We start from the raw sequence: 21,715 nt of genomic DNA, 5'->3' as shown, positions 1-21,715 counted from the left end.
CGGGCCGTTCAGCCGATCGCGGATCTCAGCCGCGCGATCTCCTCATCGTCCAGTGCTGCGCGCGGGATCGCGGTGATCACCGACGATGAGGTGCGAAGCCGCAGCAGCGCGGCGTGCCTGCCGACGCGGATGGATCGGAAGGTGTCGAACCGCACATCCGAGAGGCGCTTGCCGGTGACGATCACGAGGCTCTCCTCGCCGACCTCGACGCGGACGCTGGAGTCCGCGGGCATCGCCGTGGTGATGGCTCTGCGCACCGACGACCGGGTGAAGACCACCGAGGCGATCAGCAGGGCGAGAAGAAGGACGAGCGTCCATTGCAGGGTCGTCGCCCGCTGCGGATCGATCACCGTCAGCGAGGGAAGCGTGAAGGCGATGACCACCGCTGCCGCGATGAGCGCGGTGTACGCGGTGAGGGCGAGCGGCCGCGTGAGCACATAGAGGGTGGCATCGGCGGTCATGCCGCGCAGGAGGTCGGCGTCCACGCGGATCGCGCGGGGCTCGGAGGCGTTCGTCACCCCTGAAGTCTGCCATCTTCGTGTTCACCGCGGGCGGGGGCCACAGGGAGCAGACGCCCGGTGAGGGATCGGCTGCGCGTCACGAGGGAGCGCGCCAGATCGACGATCGCCGCGGCGGCGGCGTCGCCCTGGTCGGCGATCACGACCGGGATGCCGCTATCGCCGCCCTGTCGCAGCGCCGGGCTGAGGGGGATCGTGGCCAGGAGCGGAACGGTCTCCTCGCCGTCGGACAGGGCCTCGGCGACCTGGGCGCCACCGCCGGAGCCGAACAGGTCGAGCGTCGTGCCGTCCGGCATTGTCAGCGCCGACATGTTCTCGACGACCCCGATCACCCGCTGGCCGGTCTGCCGGGCGACCAGCCCGCTGCGGATCGCCACCTCGGATGCGGCGGCCTGGGGTGTCGTGACGACGAGGACCTCTGCGTGGGGGAGGAGCTGACCGATCGAGATCGCGATGTCCCCGGTGCCGGGCGGCATGTCGATGAGGAGCACGTCGAGATCGCCGAAGTGCACATCGGTGAGGAACTGGGTGATCGTGCGATGCAGCATCGGGCCGCGCCAGGCGACGACGGACTCGCCCTCGCGCAAGAACATCCCGATCGAGATCGTCTTGACCCCGTGCGCGACCGGCGGCAGCATCAGATCGTCGATGCGGGTGGGCTGAGTGCCAGCGGGGATTCCGAGCAGGCCGGGGATCGAGAAGCCGTGCACGTCGGCGTCGACCAGGCCGACCGCGAGGCCCTGTGCCGCGAGGGCGACCGCGAGGTTCGTCGTCACGGTGGACTTGCCCACGCCGCCCTTGCCGCTGGAGACCATGATCACGCGCGTGAGCGAGTCCGCGCCGAACGGCATCTGGCGCGCAGGCCTTCCTGCACGCAGCTTCTCGGTGAGCGCCTTGCGCTCGGTCGGCGTCATGACGCCGATGGTGAGCGCGACATCCGACACCCCGCGGACGGAGGCGGCGGCTCGCCGCACGTCGGCCTCGATCCGATCCGCGGCAGGGCAGCCGACGATGGTGAGTGCGATCTCCACATGTGCGATGCCGTCGTCGAGTCGGACGGCGCGGACCATGTCGAGGTCGCCGATCGGGCGCCGCAGCTCCGGATCGCTGACCGCCGACACCGCGGCGCGTACCTGATCCGTCGTCATGATCGCGATCGCTGCCCGGTCGTCCTCACCGGGCCGGTGCGCGGCGTCGAGGCATCCGGATGCCCGTCCTCGCCGAGCTCGGCCAGCATCGCCTTCAGCTCCTGCCTGAGCACGTCTCGCGTGACGACCTGGGAATTGCGCTCCTCGAGCGCCATCCGCAGCGCGACGATCTCCCGCGCGAGGTATTCGGTGTCGGCGAGATTGCGCTCCGCGCGCTGGCGGTCCTGCTCGATCTGCACGCGGTCGCGGTCGTCCTGGCGGTTCTGCGCGAGGAGGATGAGAGGGGCGGCGTAGGAGGCCTGCAGCGACAGCATCAGGGTCAGCGCCGTGAAGCCGAGCGCGGCGTCGTCGAAGCGCAGCGAGGCGGGCATCAGCGTGTTCCAGCCGATCCACGCGATGCAGAACAACGAGAGGATCACGAGGAACGCCGGCGTGCCCATGGCGCGGGCGACCCATTCCGTGAACCGCCCGAAGCGGTCGCGCGAGGTGGGGCGCTGACGCGAGGTCGAGCGCGCGAGCGGGGAGTCGAATCCGGGGCGGCCTGACTTCGCCATCATCGTGCACCCCCGTCCTGCACCGCAGACGGTTCGTCGATGTCGTGGGTGCGCCAGTCGTCGGGGAGCAGGTAGTCGAGCATGTCGTCGACGCTCACCGCGCCGACGAGCCGGTGCGCGGCATCGACGACGGGCAGTGAGACGAGGTCGTAGCTGGCGAGCGTGCGAGCCACCTCTGCGGCGGACGCGGTGACGGCGATCGGCTCCATGCTGTCGTCCATGATCGCCCCGAGCCGCTCATGCGGGGGGTAGCGCAGCATCCGCTGGAAATGCACGACGCCGAGCAGGCGCCCGGTCGGGGTCTCGAAGGGCGGCAGCGTGACGAAGACCGCCGCGGCGAGTGCCGGATGCAGCTCATGCCGGCGGATGAGTGCGAGCGCTTCGGCGACCGTCGCGTCGGCGGACAGGATGATCGGCTCCGGCGTCATGAGACCGCCCGCCGTGTCCGGTCCGTATGCAAGCAGGGTGCGGACGTCCTCGGCCTCGTCGGGCTCCATGAGATCGAGCAGCTGCTCGAGACGGCTCTTGGGAAGCTGGGCGAGGAGGTCGGCCGCGTCGTCCGGCTCCATCTGGTCGAGGATGTCGGCGGCGCGCTCGTCGCCGAGGCGGTCGAGGATGTGCACCTGCTCGTCCTCGGGCATCTCCTCGAGTGCGTCGGCGAGCCGATCGTCGGAGAGCTCCTCCGCCACCTCGATCATGCGCTGCTGGGGCAGATCGAGCAGCGTGGTCGCGAGGTCGGCGGCGTGCAGCTCCGAGTAGCTCGCGACGAGCTGCTCCGCCGACTGCGCCTCACCCGGTGCGCGCTGCTCGGCGACATCGCTCCACGTCGCGAAGGCCGTCGGACCCTTGGCGAAGGGCGAGGCGCTCGTCTTGGGCTTGCGCAGGAACAGCTGGCTGACCGCCCACTCGCCGAGTCGGTTCGGCTCGATCGCGACATCCTCGATCACGCCGCTCCCGCCGCCGTCCACGAGCGAGACACGGCGTCCGAGGAGCTCCGCGAGCACACGCACCTCGCCCGCGCGGGGCGAGAAGCGGCGGACGTTGATGAGCCCGGTGGAGATGACCTGGCCGGAACGGATCGAGGTGACCCTGCCGATGGAGAGGAAGACCTGGCGTCGCCCTGGGATCTCCACGACGAGACCGATCACCCGCGGGGATCCGGTACTTCGGTACACGATGACGACATCCCGGACTTTTCCGAGCCGGTCGCCCACGGGGTCGAAGACGGCGCAGCCTGCCAGGCGCGCGACGAAAACCCGTTGTGTGCTCACCCGACCAGCGTAGCCCCGGGGCTGTGGACAGGAGCGCGTGGGACAATGGGGCGATGAGCATGCTGAACCGCCCTGCAGACAGCGCCGAGGTCGGCGAGACCGTCGCCTCCACACGCGACTACCAGAGTGCGCAGAAGACGGTGTCCACGCTCATCGCCGGCGAGGTCCCCGCGCGCGACATCGCGATCGTGGGTCAGAACGCCCGCACGGTGGAGCGGGTCACTGGCCGCCTCGGCTATGCGACCGCCGCACGATCCGGCGCGACCAACGGCGTGCTCATCGGACTCTTCCTCGCCGCCGTCCTCGTGCTGGGCAATCCAGAGGCCCCGATCCAGCTCTTCGTGGGCTTCGTGCTCATCGGCGTCGCGATCGGCATGATCCTCAGCCTCATCACTTTCGCCATCGTGCGGCGTCGGCGGGACTTCGCCAGCATCACCCAGCTCGCCGCCGATCACTACGAGGTCACCGTGCTTCCGGCATCCCTCGCCAAAGCCAGGCAGGTGCTCGGTCCGCAGCGGCAGGCGCCGGTGCGTCCTCCGGTGAACCTCGACGAGCCGCCGCGCTACGGCGAGCGGGTGGCGCCGGGGCAGGCCGCCGCCGCTCCGGCCGCATCCGCTGCGCCCGCGGAGCCGGTGATCCCGCCGCGCCCCGCACTCCCGCAGTACGGAGAGCGCGTGGAGGCGGCGCCCGCAGCATCGGAGAACGGAGACGCATCGGATGCGTCAGGGCGTGCCGATGAGGGAGACGCCGAGCAGGGGCAGGATCGTCCCGGTTCTCCGGACGGCGATGCCGAGCGCAACCCGTCCTGAGCGGCCGATGAGCGCCGAGCAGATCGACGTCGAGCTCCCCACCGGGACGGTCACCATCCCGCTGGAGTGGACGGGAAGCGGCCGGGGAACGGTCGTGATCGCGCACGGCGCCGGGGCGGGGATGGCGCATCCCTTCCTCGTCGGGTTCGCCGACGCGTTGGCGAAGACGGGGTTCACGACGGTGCGCTTCGACTTCCCGTATCGCGCGCAGGGGCGTCGGATGCCCGGCCCTGCCGCCCACGCGATCACCGCATGGAACGCGGTGGTCGATGCCGTGCGGGCCCGCGCGGAGGGGCCGGTGTGGGCGGCGGGCAAGTCCTACGGGGGAAGGATGGCCTCGATGGCCGTCTCGGAGGGCATGTCCGTCGACGCCCTCGTGTATCTGGGCTATCCGCTGCACGCGCCAGGAAAACCGGAGAAGCCGCGCAGCGAGCATCTTCCGGCGATCACCGCGGCGCAGCTGTTCGTCGAGGGGACGAACGATCCGTTCATCCAGCCGATCGAGCAGTTCGAGGCCGTGGTCTCCTGTTGCCAGAACGCCAGGGTCGCGTGGATCGAGGGCGGCGGCCACGATTTCCAGATCAAGGGAATGAAGCGTCCTGCCGAGCAAGCCGGCGCATCGCTCGCGCCGATCGTCGGGGAGTTCCTGACGCGCTGAGCCTCGTCCCGCTCGCTGAGCCTCATCCCGCTCGCTGAGCCTCATCCCGCTCGCTGAGCCTCATCCCGCTCGCTGAGCCTCATCCCGCTCGCTGAGCCTCATCCCGCTCGCTGAGCCCCATCCCGCTCGCTGAGCCTGTCGAAGCGTGCCGGCGGCCGAGCATCCGGCATGCCGTGTCACGATGGTCGGGTGCCCCTCGAACGCATCGCGCTGATCTCCGACGTCCACGGCAATCTCACGGCCCTCGAAGCGGTCCTGGCGGATATCGACCATCGGGGCATCACGAGGATCTTCAACCTCGGCGACACCGCGGGCAAAGGGCCTCGGGGCGAGGCCGCCGTGCGGCGATGCCGCGAGGTCTGCGAAGTGAACGTCCGCGGGAACTGGGACGACTTCCTCCCCAGCATCCCCGACGATGGCCCGGGCCAGATGGTGTGGTGGCGCGACGAGCTCTCCGCCGAGAGCCGCGCCTGGCTGGGGTCGCTGCCGCTCAGCCATGACCTCGAGCTGAGCGGTCGCCGCATCCGGCTCTTCCATGCGTCGGCCGAGAGCCCGCACGTGCGTGTGCATTTCCACCACACCGAAGAGCAGTTCGCCGGCATGTTCGTCAACACGTCGATGACGGGCGACGGCCCCGCGCCGGATGTCGTCGGCTACGCCGACATCCACGACGCCTACATCGAGTCGGTGGACGGTCGCACCCTGTTCAACATCGGCAGCACGGGCAACCCGCTCGACGAGCCGACGCCGTCGTATGTGATCCTCGAGGGCGGGGCATCGGCGGCCGAACCCTTCGGGATCCAGTTCGTGCGGGTCCCATACGATGTCGAGGCTGAGATCGCCGTGGCGGAGGAGCTGCGGATGCCCGAGCGAGACGTCTGGGCCGTGGAGCTGCGCACCGCCGTCTACCGAGGGAGACAGTGATGGCTGGGCTGCACCACGCCCGCTAGGGTTTGCTCATGCCCCTCGCACTCGTCACCGGTTCCGCGCGCGCGAACAGCATCGCGGCGGGCATCGTCCCTCGTCTGATCGCCGACGGGTGGGATGTCGCGACCAGTGATCTCGCCGATGCGGAGTTCCTCTGCGATCTCTCCACGCACGAGGGACCGCAGGAGCTCATCGACGCCGTCACACGCGCACGGGGCCCGATCTCGGCGCTCGTCCTCTCGCACGCGCACGATGTGCCGACAGGCATCCTCGACACCACGGCTGAGAGCTTCGATCGGCACGTCGCCGTGAACGCCAGGGCGAGCCTGCTCCTCATCGCCGCCTTTGCCCGTCAGATCACGGATGCCGGGGGAGCGGTCGTCGCGCTCACGAGCGACCACACCACGGGCAACCTGCCCTATGGTGCCTCGAAGGGCGCGCTGGACCGACTCGTGATCTCGGCCGCCAGGGAGCTCGGCCCGCTCGGCATCTCGGCGAACGCGCTCAACCCCGGCCCGATCGACACGGGCTGGATGGAACCGGGGTTCGCCGAGGAGCTCATCCCCGCGCATCCGCTCGGAAGGCTGGGGACCCCCGGCGACATCGCCGCCGTCGTGTCGTTCCTCGTCTCGCCGGAAGGCCGATGGGTGTCAGGGCAACTGCTGCATTCGGACGGCGGGTTCTCCGCGCGCTACTGACCGTACCTCGCGTTGACGGCTTTTCGGCCGATGCGAGCCGTGGGATCCCGTCTCCTGCGTGCCGAATCCCGGGCACAGCCCTGCAGCCGCGGCGTGTCCAGGCGCGACGCGGCGCGACACGCCGTCATGGCGTGAAGGCGCCAGGGATTCGGTACGCCGAGCCGGCGCGTCGGTGCACGTGCCCGCCGGACGACCGGGTCAGCGCACCCGCGCGATCCAGGCCTCGACCTCGTCCGCCGTCCGCGGGATGCCGGCGGACAGGTTCACCGGGCCGTCCTCGGTCATCAGGATGTCGTCCTCGATGCGCACGCCGATGCCGCGCAGTTCCTCGGGGACGGTGAGGTCGTCGATCTGGAAGTACAGACCAGGCTCGATGGTGAACACCATGCCGGGCTCGAGGATGCCGTCGTAGTACATCTCCCGCCGCGCCTGCGCGCAGTCGTGCACGTCGATGCCGAGGTGATGTGAGGTGCCGTGCACCATGTAACGGCGGTGCTGGCCACCGGCATCCGCATCCAGCGCCTCCTCGGCTGTGACCGGCAGGAGGCCCCACTCCGCGACGCGCGCGGCGATCACGCCCATCGCGGCCTCGTGGACGGTGCGGAACGGCACGCCGACCCGAGCGGCGGCGAAGGCGGCGTCGGCGGCCTCGCGCACGGTCTCGTAGACCCGGCGCTGCACCTCGGTGAAGGTGCCGCTCACCGGCAGCGTCCGGGTGATGTCGGCCGTGTACAGGCTGTCGGCCTCGACACCCGCATCCACGAGGATGAGGTCACCGGGGACGACGGCGCCGTCGTTGCGGGTCCAGTGCAGGTAGCAGGCGTGCGGGCCGGACGCGGCGATCGTGTCGTAGCCCTCTCCGTTGCCGTCCTCGCGGGCGCGACGGTGGAAGACGCCCTCGACGACGCGCTCGCCTCGACCGTGCGCGACCGCCTCAGGGAGGGATCGGATGATGTCGTCGAAGCCCGCGGCGGTGATCTCGACGGCGCGGCGCATCTCGGCGATCTCGTACTCGTCCTTGACCAGGCGCAGCTCGGAGACGACCCTGGCCAGCTCGGCGTCGTCGAGGGACAGGTCGTCGTCGCCCGCGACGAAGGATGCGAGGTGGTCCGTGGCGATGGCCAGGTCGGCGGCGACGCCCGCCAACGATGGCCGCGGTCCGATCCAGAACTCCCCGACCGTGGCATCGGCGTAGAACTCGGTCGTCGTGCGGTCGGCACGCTCTCGGAAGTAGAGCGTGACGTCGTGCCCTGCGTCGGTCGGCTCGAAGACGAGCACGGAGTCGGGCTCGGCGTCCGCCGCCCAGCCGGTCAGGTGCGCGAAGGCGGAGTGGGCGCGGAACGGGTAGTCGGTGTCGTTGCTGCGCTGCTTGAGCGAGCCCGCGGGGATCACCAGGCGCTTGCCGGGGAAGGCGGCCGAGACCGCGGCGCGTCGCCGCGCCGCGTACGGCGCCTGCGGACGTGCTCCGGGCACGGTCTCGGGGCGATCGGCCCAGCCCGTGGAGATGGTGTCGAGGAATCCGCGGGGGAAGGGCTGCTTGCGGTTGGTCACCGCCGCCTTCGCCGCGTCCTCTTCGATGTGCGTGGCGGTCGTGTCGCCGGATGCGGTGCTCATGCATCCAGTCTCTCATCCGCAGCCGCTGAGCGGCAGGGCGAGGCGGCCGCGTAGGCTGGCGGGATGAGTCGTGATGAGGTGTCCACCGGACCGTCCCCCGCCGTCACGATCGTCATCGATGCGGTGCTCGTCGTGGTGTTCTGCCTTCTCGGCGGCCTCTCGCACTCGCTCGGCGAGCCGGATGCCGTGGCGCGCATCGTGTTCTCGATCTGGCCGTTCCTGGCGGCGCTCATCGTGGTGCACGGTGTCGCGCTCGCGGTGCGCGTCGACGCGTCGCGCGTCGCGGTGGGCGTCCTCATCTGGCTCGTCACGGTCGCCGGCGGCATGGCGCTGCGGGCGGCGACCGGTCAGGGGACGGCGGTCGCGTTCATCGTCGTCACCGCCGTCGTGCTCGCGCTCTTCCTCGTCGGCTGGCGCCTCGTCGCGGCGATCCTCCGGCGACGCAGGGCGCGCTGAGACTCAGCCCTCGACGGCCGCGGGGTCGAGCTGCACGACGAGGCCGCGGTGATCGCTGCCGCCGGCGTCCAGCACACGCGAGCCGGTCGGCTCCCAGTTCGGCGAGGCCATGACGTGATCGATCGGCGCGCCGATCAGCTCGGGGAACGACGCCGGCCAGGTCGACACCATCCCGTTGCCGGTGCGCGTGGCCGCGTCGCGGCAATAGCCCATGTCGCCGCCGTCCACGCCCAGGGATGACATGTGGTCGATCGTGGCGTTGAAGTCGCCGGCGAGGATGAAATCGCCCTCGGGGCACTGATCGGCGATCCATGCGAGGTCCGAGCGCCACGCGGCCATGTCCTCTGCACGCGGTGCGACGGCGTGAACGGCGACGACCGTCGGCCCTTCGCCGTCGACGGGCATCACGACCGCGCTCGGCACGGATCCGGTGTTGCTCGAGCCGTCGGCGGAGGACTGGATGACGGAGTAGTCGCCGAGGTCGGGGGAGATGAGGATCGTCGTCTGCCAGGCCTGCGGCCCGTTCTCGATGTCGGGATTGAACTGCACATGGTGCACCCACATCGGATGGCCCTGCTCGCGGAGCATGACCGCGATCCGCGACCCGACGGCCTCGGCCGTCTCGGGGAGGGCGACGATGTCCGCATCGGCGGCGAGGATCTCGCCCGCGATGTCCTCCGCGGAGATCGCCTCGCCCGCGGTGTTCCAGGTCAGCACGCGCACGCTCTCCTCGCCCTTCTCCGGCAGCGTGTCGGAACCGAACCCTCGCAGGGCGCCGACCGCGCCCGTGGCTCCGGCTCCCAGCAGGGCGACGATGAGGATCGACGCCGCGAAGCCTCGCAACGGCTTCGCGAACAGCATCAGCAGGGAGAGCACGGCGATGACGAGGAACCCGGCGATGACGACGCCGCGCACCGCGACGAGCTGGGCGAAGGGGAACGTCTGCTCGAGCTGGAAGAACTGCGGCCACACCACGACCGCCGTCGCGATCGCGAACAGCACGGTGAGCAGGATCCCCAGGAGTCGGAACATCGTCCCGAGCCTAGGGGGAACGGCTGTGAATCCTCTGTCGCGTCTGGCGTCCGTGCGCGCGATACGCTCGGAGGATGACGAGTGCAGCGCTCTTCCACGGTCCGAGCGACCTGCACCTGCACTCCAACCACTCCGATGGCACGGAGACCCCCGGCGAGGTCGTGCGTCAGGCGCACGCCCATGGCGTCCGAACCCTGGCGCTCACGGACCACGACCGGACGACCGGCTGGACCGAGGCGGGTGACGCGGCGGAGTCGCTCGGCATGACGTTCCTGCCGGGCATGGAGCTCTCGGCCAAGCACGAGTGGCGCAGCGTCCACGTGCTCGGCTACCTGTTCGACCCGGCTGACGCGGCGCTGGTGGCGGAGACCGACCGCATCCGCGGCGACCGGATCGGCAGAGCAGAGCGGATCGTCCGCAACATCGGCCGCGACTACGACCTCGTCTGGGACGACGTGGTCGCCCAGACCGCCGGCGATGCGACGGTCGGTCGGCCGCACATCGCGGATGCCCTCATCGCCCGCGGGATCGTCCGAGACCGCGCGGAGGCCTTCGATGGCATCCTGCACCCCCGTGAGGGGTACTACGAGCCGCACTACGCGCCCGATCCGCTGACCGCGGTGCGTCTGATCACCCAGGCCGGCGGTGTTGCGATCATCGCGCATCCGGTCACCGCGGGTCGCGATCGGATGATGCCGGTGCCGGTCATCGAACGCCTGATCGCCGCAGGCCTCGCGGGATTCGAGATCGATCATCGGGAGAACACCGCGTCCGGCAAGGCGCTGCTGCGCGACCTCGCCGCGCGGAACGATCTCATCGTCACCGGATCCAGCGACTACCACGGTGCGGGCAAGCCCAACCGCCCGGGGGAGAACACCACTGCCGATGCGATGGTGCAGCGCATCATCGAGCGCGGCACGGGTACGGCTCCGCGCCTGGCCTGACGGAATGACGAAGGGCGGATGCCTCTCGGCATCCGCCCTTCACCGTCTTCAGGACTCCGCAGGCGCCTGCGGAGCGGCACCACCGCCGGATCCGCCGCGCCGGCGACGGCGACGACGCGCCGGGGCCGGCTTGCCGTCGTGATGCTCCTTGCCCGATCCGTCGTGGGTTCCTGCGCCCTCCGCGGACCTGTCTGTGGAGGAGGCGGGGGCGGAGCCCTCTGCTGTCGAGGAGGCCTCGGCCCCTTCGACGAAGGTCGAGCCGACGGGCTCCTCTGCACGGCGACGACGGCGGCGACGGCGCGTGCCGGATTCGGATGTGCCCTCGGCTGCGGCGTCCGCTGCGCGCTCAGGGCGCTGGCGCTGCGTCTTCACGGCCTGCGTCTTCGGCGCGGACACGAGACGGCCCTTCGTGCCCTCGGGGATGTCGAGGTCGGTGTAGAGGTGCGGGCTGGACGAGTAGGTCTCCAGCGGCTCCGGCTGGCCGAACTCGAGCGCCCGGTTGATGAGGGCCCACTTGTGCAGGTCCTCCCAGTCGACGAAGGTGACCGCGATGCCGGTCTTGCCCGCACGCCCCGTGCGCCCCGCGCGGTGCAGGTAGGTCTTCTCCTCGTCGGGGATCGTGTGGTTGATCACGTGGGTGACGTCGTCCACGTCGATGCCTCGGGCGGCGACGTCCGTGGCGACCAGGACGTCCTTCTTGCCCGCCTTGAAGGCGGCCATGGAGCGCTCGCGCTGCTCCTGGCCCATGTCGCCGTGCACGCCGCCGACGTTGAATCCGCGGTCGTTCAGCTCATCGACGAGGCGCTGCGCCGCGCGCTTGGTGCGCGTGAAGATGACGGTCTTGCCCCGGCCCTCGGCCTGCAGGATGCGGGCGATGACCTCATCCTTGTCCAGCGAGTGCGCGCGGTAGACGAGGTGCTTGATGTTCGCCTGGGTGAGGCCCTCGTCCGGGTCGTTCGCGCGGATGTGAATGGGGTTGGTCATGAAGCGCCTGGCCAGGGCGACGATCGGACCGGGCATGGTCGCGGAGAACAGCTGCGTGTGACGCTTCTCGGGGACCTTCTGGAAGATCTTCTCGATGTCGGCGAGGAAGCCGAGGTCGAGCATCTTGTCTGCCTCGTCGAGCACGACCTCGGTCGCGTTCGACAGGTCGAGCAGACGCTGGCCGGCCAGGTCGATGAGGCGGCCAGGGGTTCCGACGACGATCTGGGCGCCGGCCTTGAGCTGCTCGATCTGGCCCTCGTAGGCCTTTCCGCCGTAGATGGCCACGACGCTCGTGGAACGACCGGAGGTGAGCAGATCGATGTCCTCGTAGACCTGCACCGCGAGCTCACGCGTCGGCACGACGATGAGGGCCTTGACGCCCGGCTCGGGGTTCAGGCCCAGACGCTGCACGACGGGGATGCCGAAGCCGAAGGTCTTGCCTGTTCCGGTCTTGGCCTGGCCGATGATGTCCTGGCCGGGGAGACCGAGCGGGATGGTCTGCTCCTGGATGGGGAACGCATCCAGGATCCCCTTGGCCGCGAGGGCGTCGACGATGTCCTGATCGATGCCGAGTTCGGCGAACGTTGTCACGATGTGATGATGCCTGTCCGGCGGCCCGAGCGTGCGAGCGCGCCTCGTAAACGGATCCACGCCGTCTCATGTGCCACAGGCGCGGGGTCCTGCTCCGACGGCAGGACGTGCCCCCAGGATACCCGAGCCCGTCCGATCGGCCCGCAGCGGCGTGCACCCGCCTGGGTCGGTAGGCTTGCGACATGGTCCAGTGGTTCTGGCAGCGCAGGTCGCCGCGCCGTGTCCTGACCCTGCGCGGCAGGGGCGAGGGGGACGGGGCGACCCGCATCGACTTCGCCGAGCTCGCGCCGGAGCTCGATCGCTTCCTCGGCCAGGCCGCGTACCTGCAGCTGGGTTACTTCGAGACGCTCACCCGCCTCATCAGGGCGACGCCGGAGCTCTCCGAGAAGGAGGCGCTCTCCCGAGCGGCTGGCGCTGCGCTGGAGAAGCACAGGGCCATCGTGGAGGTCATCGCCGCGCGCGGCGACGATCCCACCGAGGTGATGCTCCCGTTCCGTGAGCACCTCGATGCCTTCCGCCGCAAGACGATCGGCGTCCGGCCGCGCGAGACGCTGCTCGCCGTGTACATCACGGCGGCGATCCTGGACGACTTCTACCTCGCGCTGGCCTCCTCGTACGACGCGACGGGGGAGAGGGTCGCGCAGATCCTCCAGCAGGACGATCACACCGAGGAGATCGTGGCGATCCTCAGGGCGACCATCGACGAGGACGCCGAATGGCGCTCGCTGCTGTCGATGTGGGCACGCCGTCTGGTCGGCGACACGCTGCTCGTCGCGCGCCAGGCGCTGCGTCCTGAGCGCCTCGTCGTCGACGACGACCGGATCGAGCCGGTGTACACCGAGCTCATGGGTGCGCATGCGCGCCGCATGGATGCGATGGGGCTCGCGGCCTAGGACGGCAGCCCCGGCAGGCTGAGCCCGCCGCCTCAGATCCCGAGTGCGGCCTTGGCCGCGGCATCCGATCGCAGGCGCGCGGCGGAGACCGCCAGCGTCGCTGCGAGCGAGACCAGGAGGCCCCCGCCGATGCTGGCGAGCCAGAGCCAGACGCTGTCCTCACCCACGCCGGCCCACTGCAGGATCGCGTAGACGACGCCCGCCACGGCCGTGGCCACGCCAGGGGTCAGCGCGGCGCCTCGGAGATCCCGATGCGCGAGCAGATAGTGCAGGCCGACGCCGAGCGCACAGGCCGCGATGAGGGCGAGGAGGATGTACATCTCAGGCGACGAACCCGACGCGGCGCGATTCCTCCGTGCCGAGCTCGACGTACGCCAGGTTCGCCGTCGGGACGATGAAGGCGTTGCCCTTCACATCGGTGAAGCTCACGTGCGCCGTGCTCTGCTCGAGCGCGGCGGTGACGTCGGCGCGCACCTGTTCGGCGTTCGCCGCGGTCTCGAAGTTCAGCTCACGGCCGGTGTTGACGATGCCGATGCGGATTTCCACGAGTGCTCCTTGGATGGTCGAGGTCGTGTCCACGACTCTACCGCGCGGTGAGAGGCCGGGTCCGCGCGGGGAGCCCCGTTCGCCCACGGCGCACACGGAGGGCGCCGAGCGGTGTCCGGGACCCCCGCTAGCGTGGATGCCATGACATCCGATGCCCGCGCCGCGCACGCCGAGGACGCAGGCCAGGCGGCCGTCGTCTTGGCCGCCGTCGAGGCATCCGGCGTCGTCATCGGGGCGCCGGGAACGGGAAAGACGCGCACGCTGGTGGCACGAGTCGCCGCCTTGCTGGGCGAACTCGGGCTCGCGCCGACGGAGGTGCTCGTGCTGACGCCCAGTCGGCAGGCGGCGACGAGTCTGCGCGACGCCATCGGTGTCCGGATCGCGCAGGCGACGCCCGGGCCTCTGGCGAGATCTCTGGCGTCCTTCGCCTTCCAGATCGTGCGAGGGGCGATGGTCCGCGAGGGGCAGGAGCCACCGGCGCTGCTCACCGGCGCCGATCAGGACCGCATCGTCGCCGACCTGCTCGCAGGACATGCCGAGGACGAGGCGGACGGAGAGCACAGCCGCTGGCCCGAGGCGCTCAGCCCGTCCGTGCGCGCGTCGAAGGGCTTCCGATCCGAGTTGCGCACGTTCTTGGCCGAGTGCACGGAGCTGGGTGTCCAGCCCGGCGAGCTCGCCGCTCTCGGCGACGAGGTCTGGACGGCCGTCTCGGGCTTCGCCGAGGAGTACCGCCAGGTGCTCGCGGGGATGCGCACGGCGCATCGTGACATCCCCGACCTCATCGCCGAGGCATCCGCGCTGCTGCGCGGGGCTGATGCTGCAGCGCTCGGCCCGCTCGCAGCGCTGCGGGTCGTGCTCATCGACGATGCGCAGGAGCTCACCAGAGGCGGCGTGGAACTCGTCGCGGCGCTGCGGGCACGCGGCGTCGCCGTCCTCGCCTTCGGAGACCCAGACATCTCGTCCGGAGCCTTCCGCGGCGCCTCTGCGCAGCTCTTCCACGAGCTGGCCTCGTCGCTGGAGGCTGTCTACGTCCTCGAGATCCCGCATCGCCAGGCTCCTGCGCTGACCGCGTTGACGCGTACCCTCACCCAGGCGATCGGTGCGGCCGGCCGCGTGGAGCATCGCCGCGCCCCCGAAAGCGTCGGGGGCGCGGACGGCGCGGTGACCGCCTTCCTCGCCGGCTCGCCGCACGAGGAGTACGACCGCATCGCGGGGGTGCTGCGCGAATGGCATCTGGAGGGCGGCACGGCCTGGAGCGATATGGCCGTGATCGCGCACGACACCCGACAGGTCGCCGCGCTCGAGACCGAGCTCGCCGCCCGCGAGGTGCCGACGAGGGCGGCCGGCGTGCAGCGTCCGCTCGGCAGCGAGGGCGCCGTGCGGGACATCCTCGGGGTGGCCCGGTTGGCCCTCACACCCGTCGAGGAGCGGACGGCCGCGGCACTGATGGAGTCGTTGTGCACACCGTTCGGCGGAATGGACGCGGTGGGGCTCCGGCGGCTCCGTGCGCGCCTGCGACACCTCGAGCTGGCCGATGCCGGATCGACGCCGGCGGGGGAGCTGCTGCGGCTGGCGATGGCCGCGCCGGCCACCCTCGACAGGATCGACGCACCAGAGGCACGCAGAGCGGATCGCTTCGCCGCGACGTTGGCGGAGGTTGCGGAGGCGGCGGAGCGCGGCGAGACGATCCACGAGCTGCTCTGGCGCGTATGGGACCGCGCGCGGACACCGGACGGCTCGCGGCTGGAGCGGGCGTGGCGAGAGGCGGCGGAGCAGCCGGGCGGCGGCGAGACCGCGCGGGCTCTCGACAGTCTCGTATCGCTCTTCGACGCGGCCAAGCGGTTCGTGGAGCGTTCGCCCCTCGAACGGCCGCAGGCCTTCATCCACGACATCCTCGACAGCGAGGTGCCGGAGGATACGCTCTCCACCCCCGACCGGCCGGGGCTGGTGACCCTGCTCACGCCGGCCACGGCCCTCGGCACGCAGTTCGAGGCGGTCGTGGTCGCCGGCCTTCAGGACGGTGTCTGGCCCAACGTCCGTCTGCGCGGAGGGATGCTGCGCACCTGGCAGCTGGCGGATGCGGTGACGGCCCGACGGACGGGGATCGATGCGGTTCCGCAGGACGCGCTGGATCGCCGTCGCGCTGCCCTGCACGATGAGCTCCGGCTCTTCGTGCGGGCGGTCTCCCGCGCGGCGGACCTGCTCCTGGTCACCGCGGTGGACGACGACGACATGACTCCGAGCGGCTTCTTCGCATTCCTGCCCGAGCCCGTTCGCGAGCATCGCTCCTCCGAGCATCCGCTCACGCTCCGCGGTCTCGTCGCGCGGTACCGCAGGACGCTCACCACCTCGTCCTCCGAGCCCCACCGACGCGAGGCGGCCGAACAGCTCGCCGTGCTGGCGATGCAGGGCGTTCCGGGCGCGGACCCCGCGCAGTGGTACGGGCTGGCCGCACCGAGCACCGCGGCCCCTCTGCATGATCTGGCCGTCGAGGCGGCGAGGGTCTCGCCCTCGCGCATGGAGTCCTTCGAGGAGTGCGAGCTGAACTGGGCGGTCGCCGCCCTCGGCGGTGACACCGTCATGCCGCCGTCGGCGGGCATCGGCACGATCATCCACGAGGCCATGGAGAAGGTGCCCGAGGGGCAGCTGGACCGCCTTCGTGCGGTGCTCGCCGAGCACTGGCCGGAGCTCGATTTCGAGACCGCGTGGATCGGGCGCAAGGAGCGCCGTCGCGCGGAGCAGTACGTCGATCGCTTGCACAGCTATCTCACTCAGGTGGCGGCGGAGGGCGGCAGAGCGCTCGCCGGCGAGGTCGAGTTCCGGTTCGCGGTGGAGATCCCGCAGAGCGAGGACGCCGAGCCGCAGGTGCATCCGACGACTGCGGAGCCGGGCCCAGAGGCAGGTCATGCGATCGTGCACGGCTTCATCGACAGGGTGGAGGTCTACCCCGCGAGCGGGGGCGAGCACGCCGAGGCCAGAGGGCAGCGATGGGAGCGGATGGCACAGGTGGAGGGCGGTGAGCGGGTGGTCGTCGTCGATCTGAAGACGGGGAAGTACGAACCGGAGAACGAGCAGAAGGTGGTCGATCACGCGCAGCTGGCCGCGTATCAGGTGGCTGTGCAGGAGGGGCTCGTTCAGGGCGCCGATCCAGCCGCCCTGGCGGGCGCACGGCTCGTGCTCGTCGCGAAGACGCTGGCGGGCAGCGACTACCGGGTCGCGCACCAGCACACGCTCGCGGGTGAGGCGCGCACCGTGTTCCTGCGCCGGATCGCGGATGCCGCGCGCGGAATGTCGGCATCGAGCTTCACGGCCCAGGTCGAGGCGCACTGCGCCGACACGCAATGGCGTGTTCAGCCATGCCGCATCCACACGGTCCCGGCGGTGAGCGCATGACCGGCTGGACGGGGCCGGGGAACGGGATCTCCGCCGTCCAGGTCGCCGCGGCGCTCGGGCTCCCCTCGCCGACGCCGGCGCAGCAGCGCGTCATCGAGGCCCCTCCCGCTCCTGCCCTCGTCGTCGCCGGCGCGGGCAGCGGCAAGACGGAGACGATGTCGGGTCGTGTCGTCTGGCTGGTCGCCAACGGGCACGTCCGCAGAGACGAGATCCTCGGCCTCACCTTCACGAGGAAGGCCGCGGGGGAGCTGGCCGAGCGCATCGGGGCCAGGCTCGCCCTCATCGACGAGTACGGCAGACGTGGTCTGCTCCCTCACCTGGCCGCGATCGTGGACGGCGGCGAGCTGGCGAGGGTCGACGTCGCCGAGCCTGGCCGACAGCGCGACACCGTGCGCCGGCAGGTGCTCGACGACCTCGCCGTGCGCCTCGGAACAGGGTGGGCCCCGGCATCCGCCGTCCCCGCTGAAGACCTGCTGATCCGGCCACGGGTGTCCACCTACAACGCCTTCGCCGATGCGATCGTGCGCGAGCATGCGGCGCGCATCGGACGCGATCCCGATGCGGCGATGCTGAGTCAGGCCGCGTCGTGGATGCTCGCGCGCGAGGTCGTGCTGCGTGCGGACCTCCCCGGCCTCGAGGACATCGACCGCGCCGTCCCCGGTGTCGTGGACGCCGTCCAGCGCCTCGCCGGCGATGCGCTCGACCACAGAGCGGATCTCGACAGGGCCGAGCGCATCGCGCTCAGGCAGGCGGAGGCGTTCGAGCCGTACCGCAGCAACGCCGATGTCGACAAGGCGGCGTCGAATCTGCTCGCCATGCCGACTCTCACGGCGCTCGTGCGGGAGTACATCGCCGAGAAGCGCCGCCGGGGCGTGCTCGACTTCGCCGACCAGGTCGGCGGCGCCTACGACATCGTCGAATCGTCTCCCGATGTGCGCGACCAGCTCCGCGAGCAGCACCGTGTCGTCCTCCTCGACGAGTACCAGGACACCTCCGTCATCCAGACCCGCTTCCTGGCCGCGGTGTTCCGCGACACCGCGGTGATGGCTGTCGGAGATCCGCACCAGTCGATCTACGGCTGGCGCGGAGCCAGCGCCGACAACCTGTACGCGTTCGCCGGCGCCTTCGCCGACGAGGCGGAGCCCGGCTCCTACAGCCTGATGACCAGCTGGCGCAACGACAGGGCCATTCTCGACATCGCGAACCGTGTGCTGGGGCCGCTGCGACGCCCAGAGCTCGATGTCCCGCCCCTGGAGGCTCGGCCGGGGTCGGGGGAGGGGGCGGTCGACGTGCGCTTCCCCCTCACCGTCGACGACGAGGCCGCAGAGGTCGCAGATTGGTTCTCCGTGCGCCGGGCGGAGCACGAAGGAGGCAGCCGGCCGCATACGGGGGCGATCCTGTTCCGCTCGAAACGGCACATGCAGACCTTCGCGGGGGCGCTCGCCGCCCGCGGCATCCCGCATCGCATCCTCGGACTCGGCGGACTGCTCGCGACGCCGGAGGTGGTCGATGTCGTCTCGACGCTGCGGGTCCTGCATGATCCGAACGCCGGATCAGCTCTCATCCGTCTGCTCGTCGGCCCGCGGTTCTCGGTCGGCGTCGCGGATATGGCCGCACTGCACGGCCTGGCCGCCGAGCTGTCCCGCCGTGACAGCGGTCTGCTTCCGCTTCCGGAGGAGCTGCGCCAGCGCATCCGGGCATCGCGCGGTGCCGACGAGGCGGTGTCGATCATCGACGCCGTCGACGTGCTCCGCGGTCTGCGCGACGACTACCGCCTGCTCGAGCCGATCACCGCGGAAGGGCGTGCCCGCATCCGCGCGGCCGGAGACATGCTCGACAGGCTCCGACGCGCCTCTGGACAGCCGATCCCGGATCTCATCCGGCAGATCGAGACCGAGCTGCGCCTGGACATCGAACTGGCGGCCAATGAGACGCGGGGGCCGGCTCGGATCGCGGCCACGCAGCTGCGCGCCTTCGCCGATGAGGTCCGCGCCTTCCTCGAGGCCGACGAACGCGGCACGATCGGGAGTCTGCTCGCCTGGCTCGACAAGGCGGAGAGCACGGACGAGCTCATGCCGCGGCCAGAGCCGCCAGAGCCGGGCGTGGTGCAGCTGCTGACGATCCACGGCTCGAAGGGACTGGAGTGGGATGCCGTCGCGGTGGTGCGCCTCGTCGACGGCGAGCTTCCCGCGCGCCCGACGGACACGTCCGGCTGGTTCGGGTTCGGCGTGCTGCCGTTCGCGCTCCGAGGAGACGGTGCGGCGCTGCCCTCCTTCAGCTGGATCCCCCCGGTCGAGGAAGAACTCGATCCGGTCAAGCAGGTGAAGGCGGGCATCGCCTCCCTCACCAGTCGCGGCAAGACGCCGGGAGCACTGACCGTGTTCAAGGATGCCTACCGCGAATACCAACAGCAGGAGGAGCGCCGCCTCGGCTACGTGGCCGTGACACGTGCGCGCACCCATCTCCTGCTCACCGGTGCGCATTGGGCGGGGCAGAAGAGCTCTCGGCGACCGTCCGACTATCTGATCGAGGCCGTCGAGGAACTCGGCACGGGCATCGGCACCGAGCCGGGCGAGGAGAACCCGTACGAGGGGCCAGGCAAGACGAGCCATTGGCCGATGGACCCGTTGGGGGCGCGGCGTGGCGTCGTGAGCGCCGCGGCTGCTGCCGTGAACGAGGTCCTGGCGAGGAACGACCCGCCGGCCGCCTCGCCGGAGGTGCAGCGCCTGCTCGCCGAACGCGCGGCACGCCAGCGCGGGGCGGACCTCGCAGCGCCCACCAGGGTGCCGGCGTCACGCTTCAAGGACTACGTCACCGATTACTCCGGCACGGTCCGCTCGCTCACCCGTCCCGTTCCTGAGCGCCCGTACCGGCAGACCAGGCTCGGCACGCTCTTCCACGCCTGGGTCGAGCACCGCTCCGGTCTCGTCGGTTCGGGCGCCGCCGTGGACGCGGGCCTGTGGGAGGTCGATGAGGAAGAAGAATCGTCGACGCATGAGGTCTCCGCCGCCGACCAGATCGACATGGCACGGCTTCAGGAGACGTTCGAGCGCAGCGAATGGGCGCACCTCCAGCCGATCGCCGTCGAGATCGAGATCGACTTCGCGCTCGGCGGCTCCACGGACGCGAACCGTGCCGAAGGGGGCGATGCGCACATCGTGATCTGCAAGCTCGATGCGGTCTATCGGCGCGCGGATCGGGGCGATCGCATCGAGATCGTCGACTGGAAGACCGGCAGGGCTCCGCGTACGGCGGCGGAGAAGGAAGAGCGCATGCTTCAGCTCGCGCTGTACCGACTGGCGTATCACCGTCGATTCAACGTCCCGCTCGAGGACATCGACGTCGCGCTCTACTACGTGGCGGACGATCACGTCATCCGCGGCGATCGCGTCTACTCGGAGGAGGAGCTCGTCCAGCGCTGGAGGGCCGCGCGCGCGGCCCGCTGAGCCTCGTCCTCCGGGGTCGCTGCCGTCTCCGGCACATCGACGGGGAGCAGCCCAGCGGTGCTCACATCGGTGAGATCGGCCGTCGCGTCGGGGTCGCCGACCGGGTCCTGGCCCGGATCGAGCCAGAGCTCCTCCGGGTTGTAGGCGTCCGTCTGCATCGAGGTGTCGACGGCAGGGGTCGTCCTCGGCACGTTCTCCAGTGCCTCGAGGGCCGAATCGACCCCGTCCCTGGCCGAGATCACCGCGAGGTCGTCGCTGCGCAGGCCATCCGCCAGTGCATTCAGCAGCGCGGCCGCATCATCCACGATGTCCGGTCGCCGAAGCTCGTCGCCGTGCACCAGCCAGCGGGCGAACTCCAGCTCGGCGCCCAGGCGCGCGCGGACCTCGATGGCCGCATCGATCGACCGTGTCGACGCCGCCGTGTACGCCGCGCGCACATCATCCGCGGCATCCGGCGCGGAGGAGAGCCAGGCGAGGTCCATCGCCGGGTCGCCGAGGGAGAGCCCGTGCCAGCCGATGGCGCCGATGACACGAGGTCCTTCGTCGCTGTCATCGGCGAAGAGGAAGCTCTCGCCCTGCGCGCCTCCGAGGGTGACGGCCGCCTCGAATCGCCACAGCGCGTCATCCTCGACGGCTTCGCGCCACCTCACCGTGAGGCGCGCAGGGACTCGCCCGGTGGCCGCCGAACGGTCGATGAGCCGCCGCACGTCATCGCGCGTCTGCTCGGCGGAGCGCTCAGCGAGGCCGGCGCCGCGCACCACGGACGGGGGAAGGGCGTGGATCGCAGCGATCGCCGCCCCTACGGAGACCGCTGCCCCGCGGCCGGCCGGCAGATGAGCCGCCTCCACCTGGAACCCGGGGAGGAGCTCCGTCACGAGGGCATGCGCCTGACCGAGCCTGGTCTCCCCGATGTACTCGGGGGCACGGAAGCCGAGCATGGCTCGTGCGCCTGCGGTGAGCGCACGCAGCGCGATCGCCTCGGCGGCGAGCTCTCTGGCGGCCTCGTCATCGTCTGCCACCCGGATGGCGAGCTCCCTCCCATCGGCGAGCGTCGCCACGGCCGAATCGAAGCGGCCTTCGCCGTCCGCGCTGAGCGAGCGGACCCCGGTGACCTCCGCCCCGGGCAGAGCGGCTGTCACAGCCGCCGCTAGAGTGAAAGGAGAGCGTGCCATGCCCCCAGGGTAGGTCGCGGGCGCCTTCGGGCCGCCTACGCCACGCCCCGTATGGCCAACG

The 21,715-nt window shown here is 70.8% G+C and carries 19 protein-coding genes; 9 read left to right on the top strand and 10 right to left on the bottom strand.

The features are described 5' to 3' along the window. Window positions 1-8 precede the first annotated feature (8 nt). The 4 genes from ACWGJP_RS14395 to ACWGJP_RS14380 are packed head-to-tail and all read right to left on the bottom strand — an operon-like array spanning window position 9 to window position 3,491. The gene (locus tag ACWGJP_RS14395; protein WP_452330489.1) at window positions 9-518 is read right to left on the bottom strand and encodes a YcxB family protein; all 510 of its coding nucleotides are present in this window, start codon (window positions 516-518) and stop codon (window positions 9-11) included. Beyond that, window positions 515-1,666, bottom strand: coding sequence for an Mrp/NBP35 family ATP-binding protein (locus tag ACWGJP_RS14390; RefSeq protein ID WP_452330488.1), 1,152 nt, complete (start codon window positions 1,664-1,666; stop codon window positions 515-517). The genes ACWGJP_RS14395 and ACWGJP_RS14390 overlap by 4 nt, the downstream gene beginning before the upstream one ends. Further along, complete coding sequence (locus tag ACWGJP_RS14385) at window positions 1,663-2,220, bottom strand: DUF1003 domain-containing protein (protein ID WP_452330843.1); 558 nt, start codon at window positions 2,218-2,220, stop codon at window positions 1,663-1,665. Before ACWGJP_RS14385 ends, ACWGJP_RS14390 begins: the two co-directional genes overlap by 4 nt. Next, window positions 2,220-3,491, bottom strand: a complete 1,272-nt coding sequence (locus ACWGJP_RS14380; RefSeq protein ID WP_452330487.1) for a magnesium transporter MgtE N-terminal domain-containing protein — start codon at window positions 3,489-3,491, stop codon at window positions 2,220-2,222. Before ACWGJP_RS14380 ends, ACWGJP_RS14385 begins: the two co-directional genes overlap by 1 nt. A 53-nt stretch (window positions 3,492-3,544) precedes the next feature. On the opposite strand from ACWGJP_RS14380, the gene ACWGJP_RS14375 reads away from it, so the two are divergent. The 4 genes from ACWGJP_RS14375 to ACWGJP_RS14360 all read left to right on the top strand — a co-directional run bounded on the left by ACWGJP_RS14375 (window position 3,545) and on the right by ACWGJP_RS14360 (window position 6,583). Continuing rightward, window positions 3,545-4,300, top strand: a complete 756-nt coding sequence (locus ACWGJP_RS14375) for a general stress protein (RefSeq protein WP_452330486.1) — start codon at window positions 3,545-3,547, stop codon at window positions 4,298-4,300. A gap of 7 nt (window positions 4,301-4,307) precedes the next feature. Continuing rightward, entirely contained in the window at window positions 4,308-4,958 is a 651-nt protein-coding gene (locus ACWGJP_RS14370; protein ID WP_452330485.1) for an alpha/beta hydrolase family protein, read from the top strand. Window positions 4,959-5,147: 189 nt separating this feature from the next. Beyond that, window positions 5,148-5,882: a metallophosphoesterase family protein gene (locus tag ACWGJP_RS14365; protein WP_452330484.1), complete on the top strand. Its 735-nt coding sequence runs from the start codon at window positions 5,148-5,150 to the stop codon at window positions 5,880-5,882. A gap of 35 nt (window positions 5,883-5,917) precedes the next feature. Next, window positions 5,918-6,583 carry an SDR family oxidoreductase gene (locus ACWGJP_RS14360; RefSeq protein ID WP_452330483.1) on the top strand — a complete coding sequence of 222 codons (666 nt, stop codon included), beginning with the start codon at window positions 5,918-5,920 and terminating at the stop codon, window positions 6,581-6,583. Between the two features lie 198 nt (window positions 6,584-6,781). Here ACWGJP_RS14360 and ACWGJP_RS14355 read toward each other — a convergent pair whose 3' ends face one another. Further along, complete coding sequence (locus ACWGJP_RS14355; RefSeq protein WP_452330482.1) at window positions 6,782-8,197, bottom strand: aminopeptidase P family protein; 1,416 nt, start codon at window positions 8,195-8,197, stop codon at window positions 6,782-6,784. A gap of 63 nt (window positions 8,198-8,260) precedes the next feature. Between ACWGJP_RS14355 and ACWGJP_RS14350 the strand changes: the two genes are divergently transcribed. Then, entirely contained in the window at window positions 8,261-8,653 is a 393-nt protein-coding gene (locus ACWGJP_RS14350) for a DUF3054 domain-containing protein (protein ID WP_452330481.1), read from the top strand. Window positions 8,654-8,656: 3 nt separating this feature from the next. Here the strand turns inward: ACWGJP_RS14350 and ACWGJP_RS14345 are convergent, their stop codons facing one another. Then, window positions 8,657-9,685: an endonuclease/exonuclease/phosphatase family protein gene (locus ACWGJP_RS14345; RefSeq protein WP_452330480.1), complete on the bottom strand. Its 1,029-nt coding sequence runs from the start codon at window positions 9,683-9,685 to the stop codon at window positions 8,657-8,659. A 74-nt stretch (window positions 9,686-9,759) separates the two neighbouring features. Between ACWGJP_RS14345 and ACWGJP_RS14340 the strand changes: the two genes are divergently transcribed. Continuing rightward, window positions 9,760-10,629, top strand: a complete 870-nt coding sequence (locus ACWGJP_RS14340; RefSeq protein ID WP_452330479.1) for a PHP domain-containing protein — start codon at window positions 9,760-9,762, stop codon at window positions 10,627-10,629. Between the two features lie 48 nt (window positions 10,630-10,677). Here ACWGJP_RS14340 and ACWGJP_RS14335 read toward each other — a convergent pair whose 3' ends face one another. After that, entirely contained in the window at window positions 10,678-12,204 is a 1,527-nt protein-coding gene (locus ACWGJP_RS14335) for a DEAD/DEAH box helicase (protein WP_452330478.1), read from the bottom strand. Window positions 12,205-12,386: 182 nt separating this feature from the next. On the opposite strand from ACWGJP_RS14335, the gene ACWGJP_RS14330 reads away from it, so the two are divergent. Then, window positions 12,387-13,097: a ferritin-like fold-containing protein gene (locus ACWGJP_RS14330; RefSeq protein WP_452330477.1), complete on the top strand. Its 711-nt coding sequence runs from the start codon at window positions 12,387-12,389 to the stop codon at window positions 13,095-13,097. A 32-nt stretch (window positions 13,098-13,129) separates the two neighbouring features. Here ACWGJP_RS14330 and ACWGJP_RS14325 read toward each other — a convergent pair whose 3' ends face one another. Continuing rightward, a complete protein-coding gene (locus ACWGJP_RS14325) occupies window positions 13,130-13,417 on the bottom strand; it encodes a hypothetical protein (protein WP_452330476.1) in 288 nt (95 codons plus the stop codon). Window position 13,418: 1 nt separating this feature from the next. After that, window positions 13,419-13,643 carry a DUF3107 domain-containing protein gene (locus tag ACWGJP_RS14320; RefSeq protein WP_452330475.1) on the bottom strand — a complete coding sequence of 75 codons (225 nt, stop codon included), beginning with the start codon at window positions 13,641-13,643 and terminating at the stop codon, window positions 13,419-13,421. 141 nt (window positions 13,644-13,784) lie between these two features. On the opposite strand from ACWGJP_RS14320, the gene ACWGJP_RS14315 reads away from it, so the two are divergent. Both ACWGJP_RS14315 and ACWGJP_RS14310 read left to right on the top strand, forming a co-directional pair. Then, window positions 13,785-17,036, top strand: coding sequence for an ATP-dependent helicase (locus ACWGJP_RS14315; protein ID WP_452330474.1), 3,252 nt, complete (start codon window positions 13,785-13,787; stop codon window positions 17,034-17,036). Continuing rightward, on the top strand, window positions 17,033-20,482 hold the full coding sequence (locus ACWGJP_RS14310) for an ATP-dependent DNA helicase (protein WP_452330473.1): 3,450 nt from the start codon (window positions 17,033-17,035) through the stop codon (window positions 20,480-20,482). The genes ACWGJP_RS14315 and ACWGJP_RS14310 overlap by 4 nt, the downstream gene beginning before the upstream one ends. Here ACWGJP_RS14310 and ACWGJP_RS14305 read toward each other — a convergent pair. Next, window positions 20,428-21,654 (bottom strand): phosphotransferase, encoded by a 1,227-nt coding sequence (locus ACWGJP_RS14305; protein WP_452330472.1) that lies wholly within the window; start codon window positions 21,652-21,654, stop codon window positions 20,428-20,430. The genes ACWGJP_RS14310 and ACWGJP_RS14305 overlap by 55 nt on opposite strands. Window positions 21,655-21,715 lie beyond the last annotated feature (61 nt).

The organism is Microbacterium sp. NPDC055903 (assembly GCF_053615555.1).
The sequence above is the reverse complement of the archived record's forward strand: the minus strand, read 5'-3'. Positions and strand labels throughout refer to the sequence as shown.

Bases quoted from the DNA above. Each gene is read 5' to 3' on its own strand.
- ACWGJP_RS14370 (WP_452330485.1), top strand. From the start codon at position 4,308: ATGAGCGCCGAGCAGATCGACGTCGAGCTCCCCACCGGGACGGTCACC.
- ACWGJP_RS14360 (WP_452330483.1), top strand. From the start codon at position 5,918: ATGCCCCTCGCACTCGTCACCGGTTCCGCGCGCGCGAACAGCATCGCG.
- ACWGJP_RS14325 (WP_452330476.1), bottom strand. From the start codon at position 13,417: ATGTACATCCTCCTCGCCCTCATCGCGGCCTGTGCGCTCGGCGTCGGC.
- ACWGJP_RS14390 (WP_452330488.1), bottom strand. From the start codon at position 1,666: ATGACGACGGATCAGGTACGCGCCGCGGTGTCGGCGGTCAGCGATCCG.
- ACWGJP_RS14340 (WP_452330479.1), top strand. From the start codon at position 9,760: ATGACGAGTGCAGCGCTCTTCCACGGTCCGAGCGACCTGCACCTGCAC.
- ACWGJP_RS14330 (WP_452330477.1), top strand. From the start codon at position 12,387: ATGGTCCAGTGGTTCTGGCAGCGCAGGTCGCCGCGCCGTGTCCTGACC.
- ACWGJP_RS14355 (WP_452330482.1), bottom strand. From the start codon at position 8,197: ATGAGCACCGCATCCGGCGACACGACCGCCACGCACATCGAAGAGGAC.
- ACWGJP_RS14350 (WP_452330481.1), top strand. From the start codon at position 8,261: ATGAGTCGTGATGAGGTGTCCACCGGACCGTCCCCCGCCGTCACGATC.
- ACWGJP_RS14385 (WP_452330843.1), bottom strand. From the start codon at position 2,220: ATGGCGAAGTCAGGCCGCCCCGGATTCGACTCCCCGCTCGCGCGCTCG.
- ACWGJP_RS14305 (WP_452330472.1), bottom strand. From the start codon at position 21,654: ATGGCACGCTCTCCTTTCACTCTAGCGGCGGCTGTGACAGCCGCTCTG.
- ACWGJP_RS14315 (WP_452330474.1), top strand. From the start codon at position 13,785: ATGACATCCGATGCCCGCGCCGCGCACGCCGAGGACGCAGGCCAGGCG.
- ACWGJP_RS14375 (WP_452330486.1), top strand. From the start codon at position 3,545: ATGAGCATGCTGAACCGCCCTGCAGACAGCGCCGAGGTCGGCGAGACC.
- ACWGJP_RS14310 (WP_452330473.1), top strand. From the start codon at position 17,033: ATGACCGGCTGGACGGGGCCGGGGAACGGGATCTCCGCCGTCCAGGTC.
- ACWGJP_RS14345 (WP_452330480.1), bottom strand. From the start codon at position 9,685: ATGTTCCGACTCCTGGGGATCCTGCTCACCGTGCTGTTCGCGATCGCG.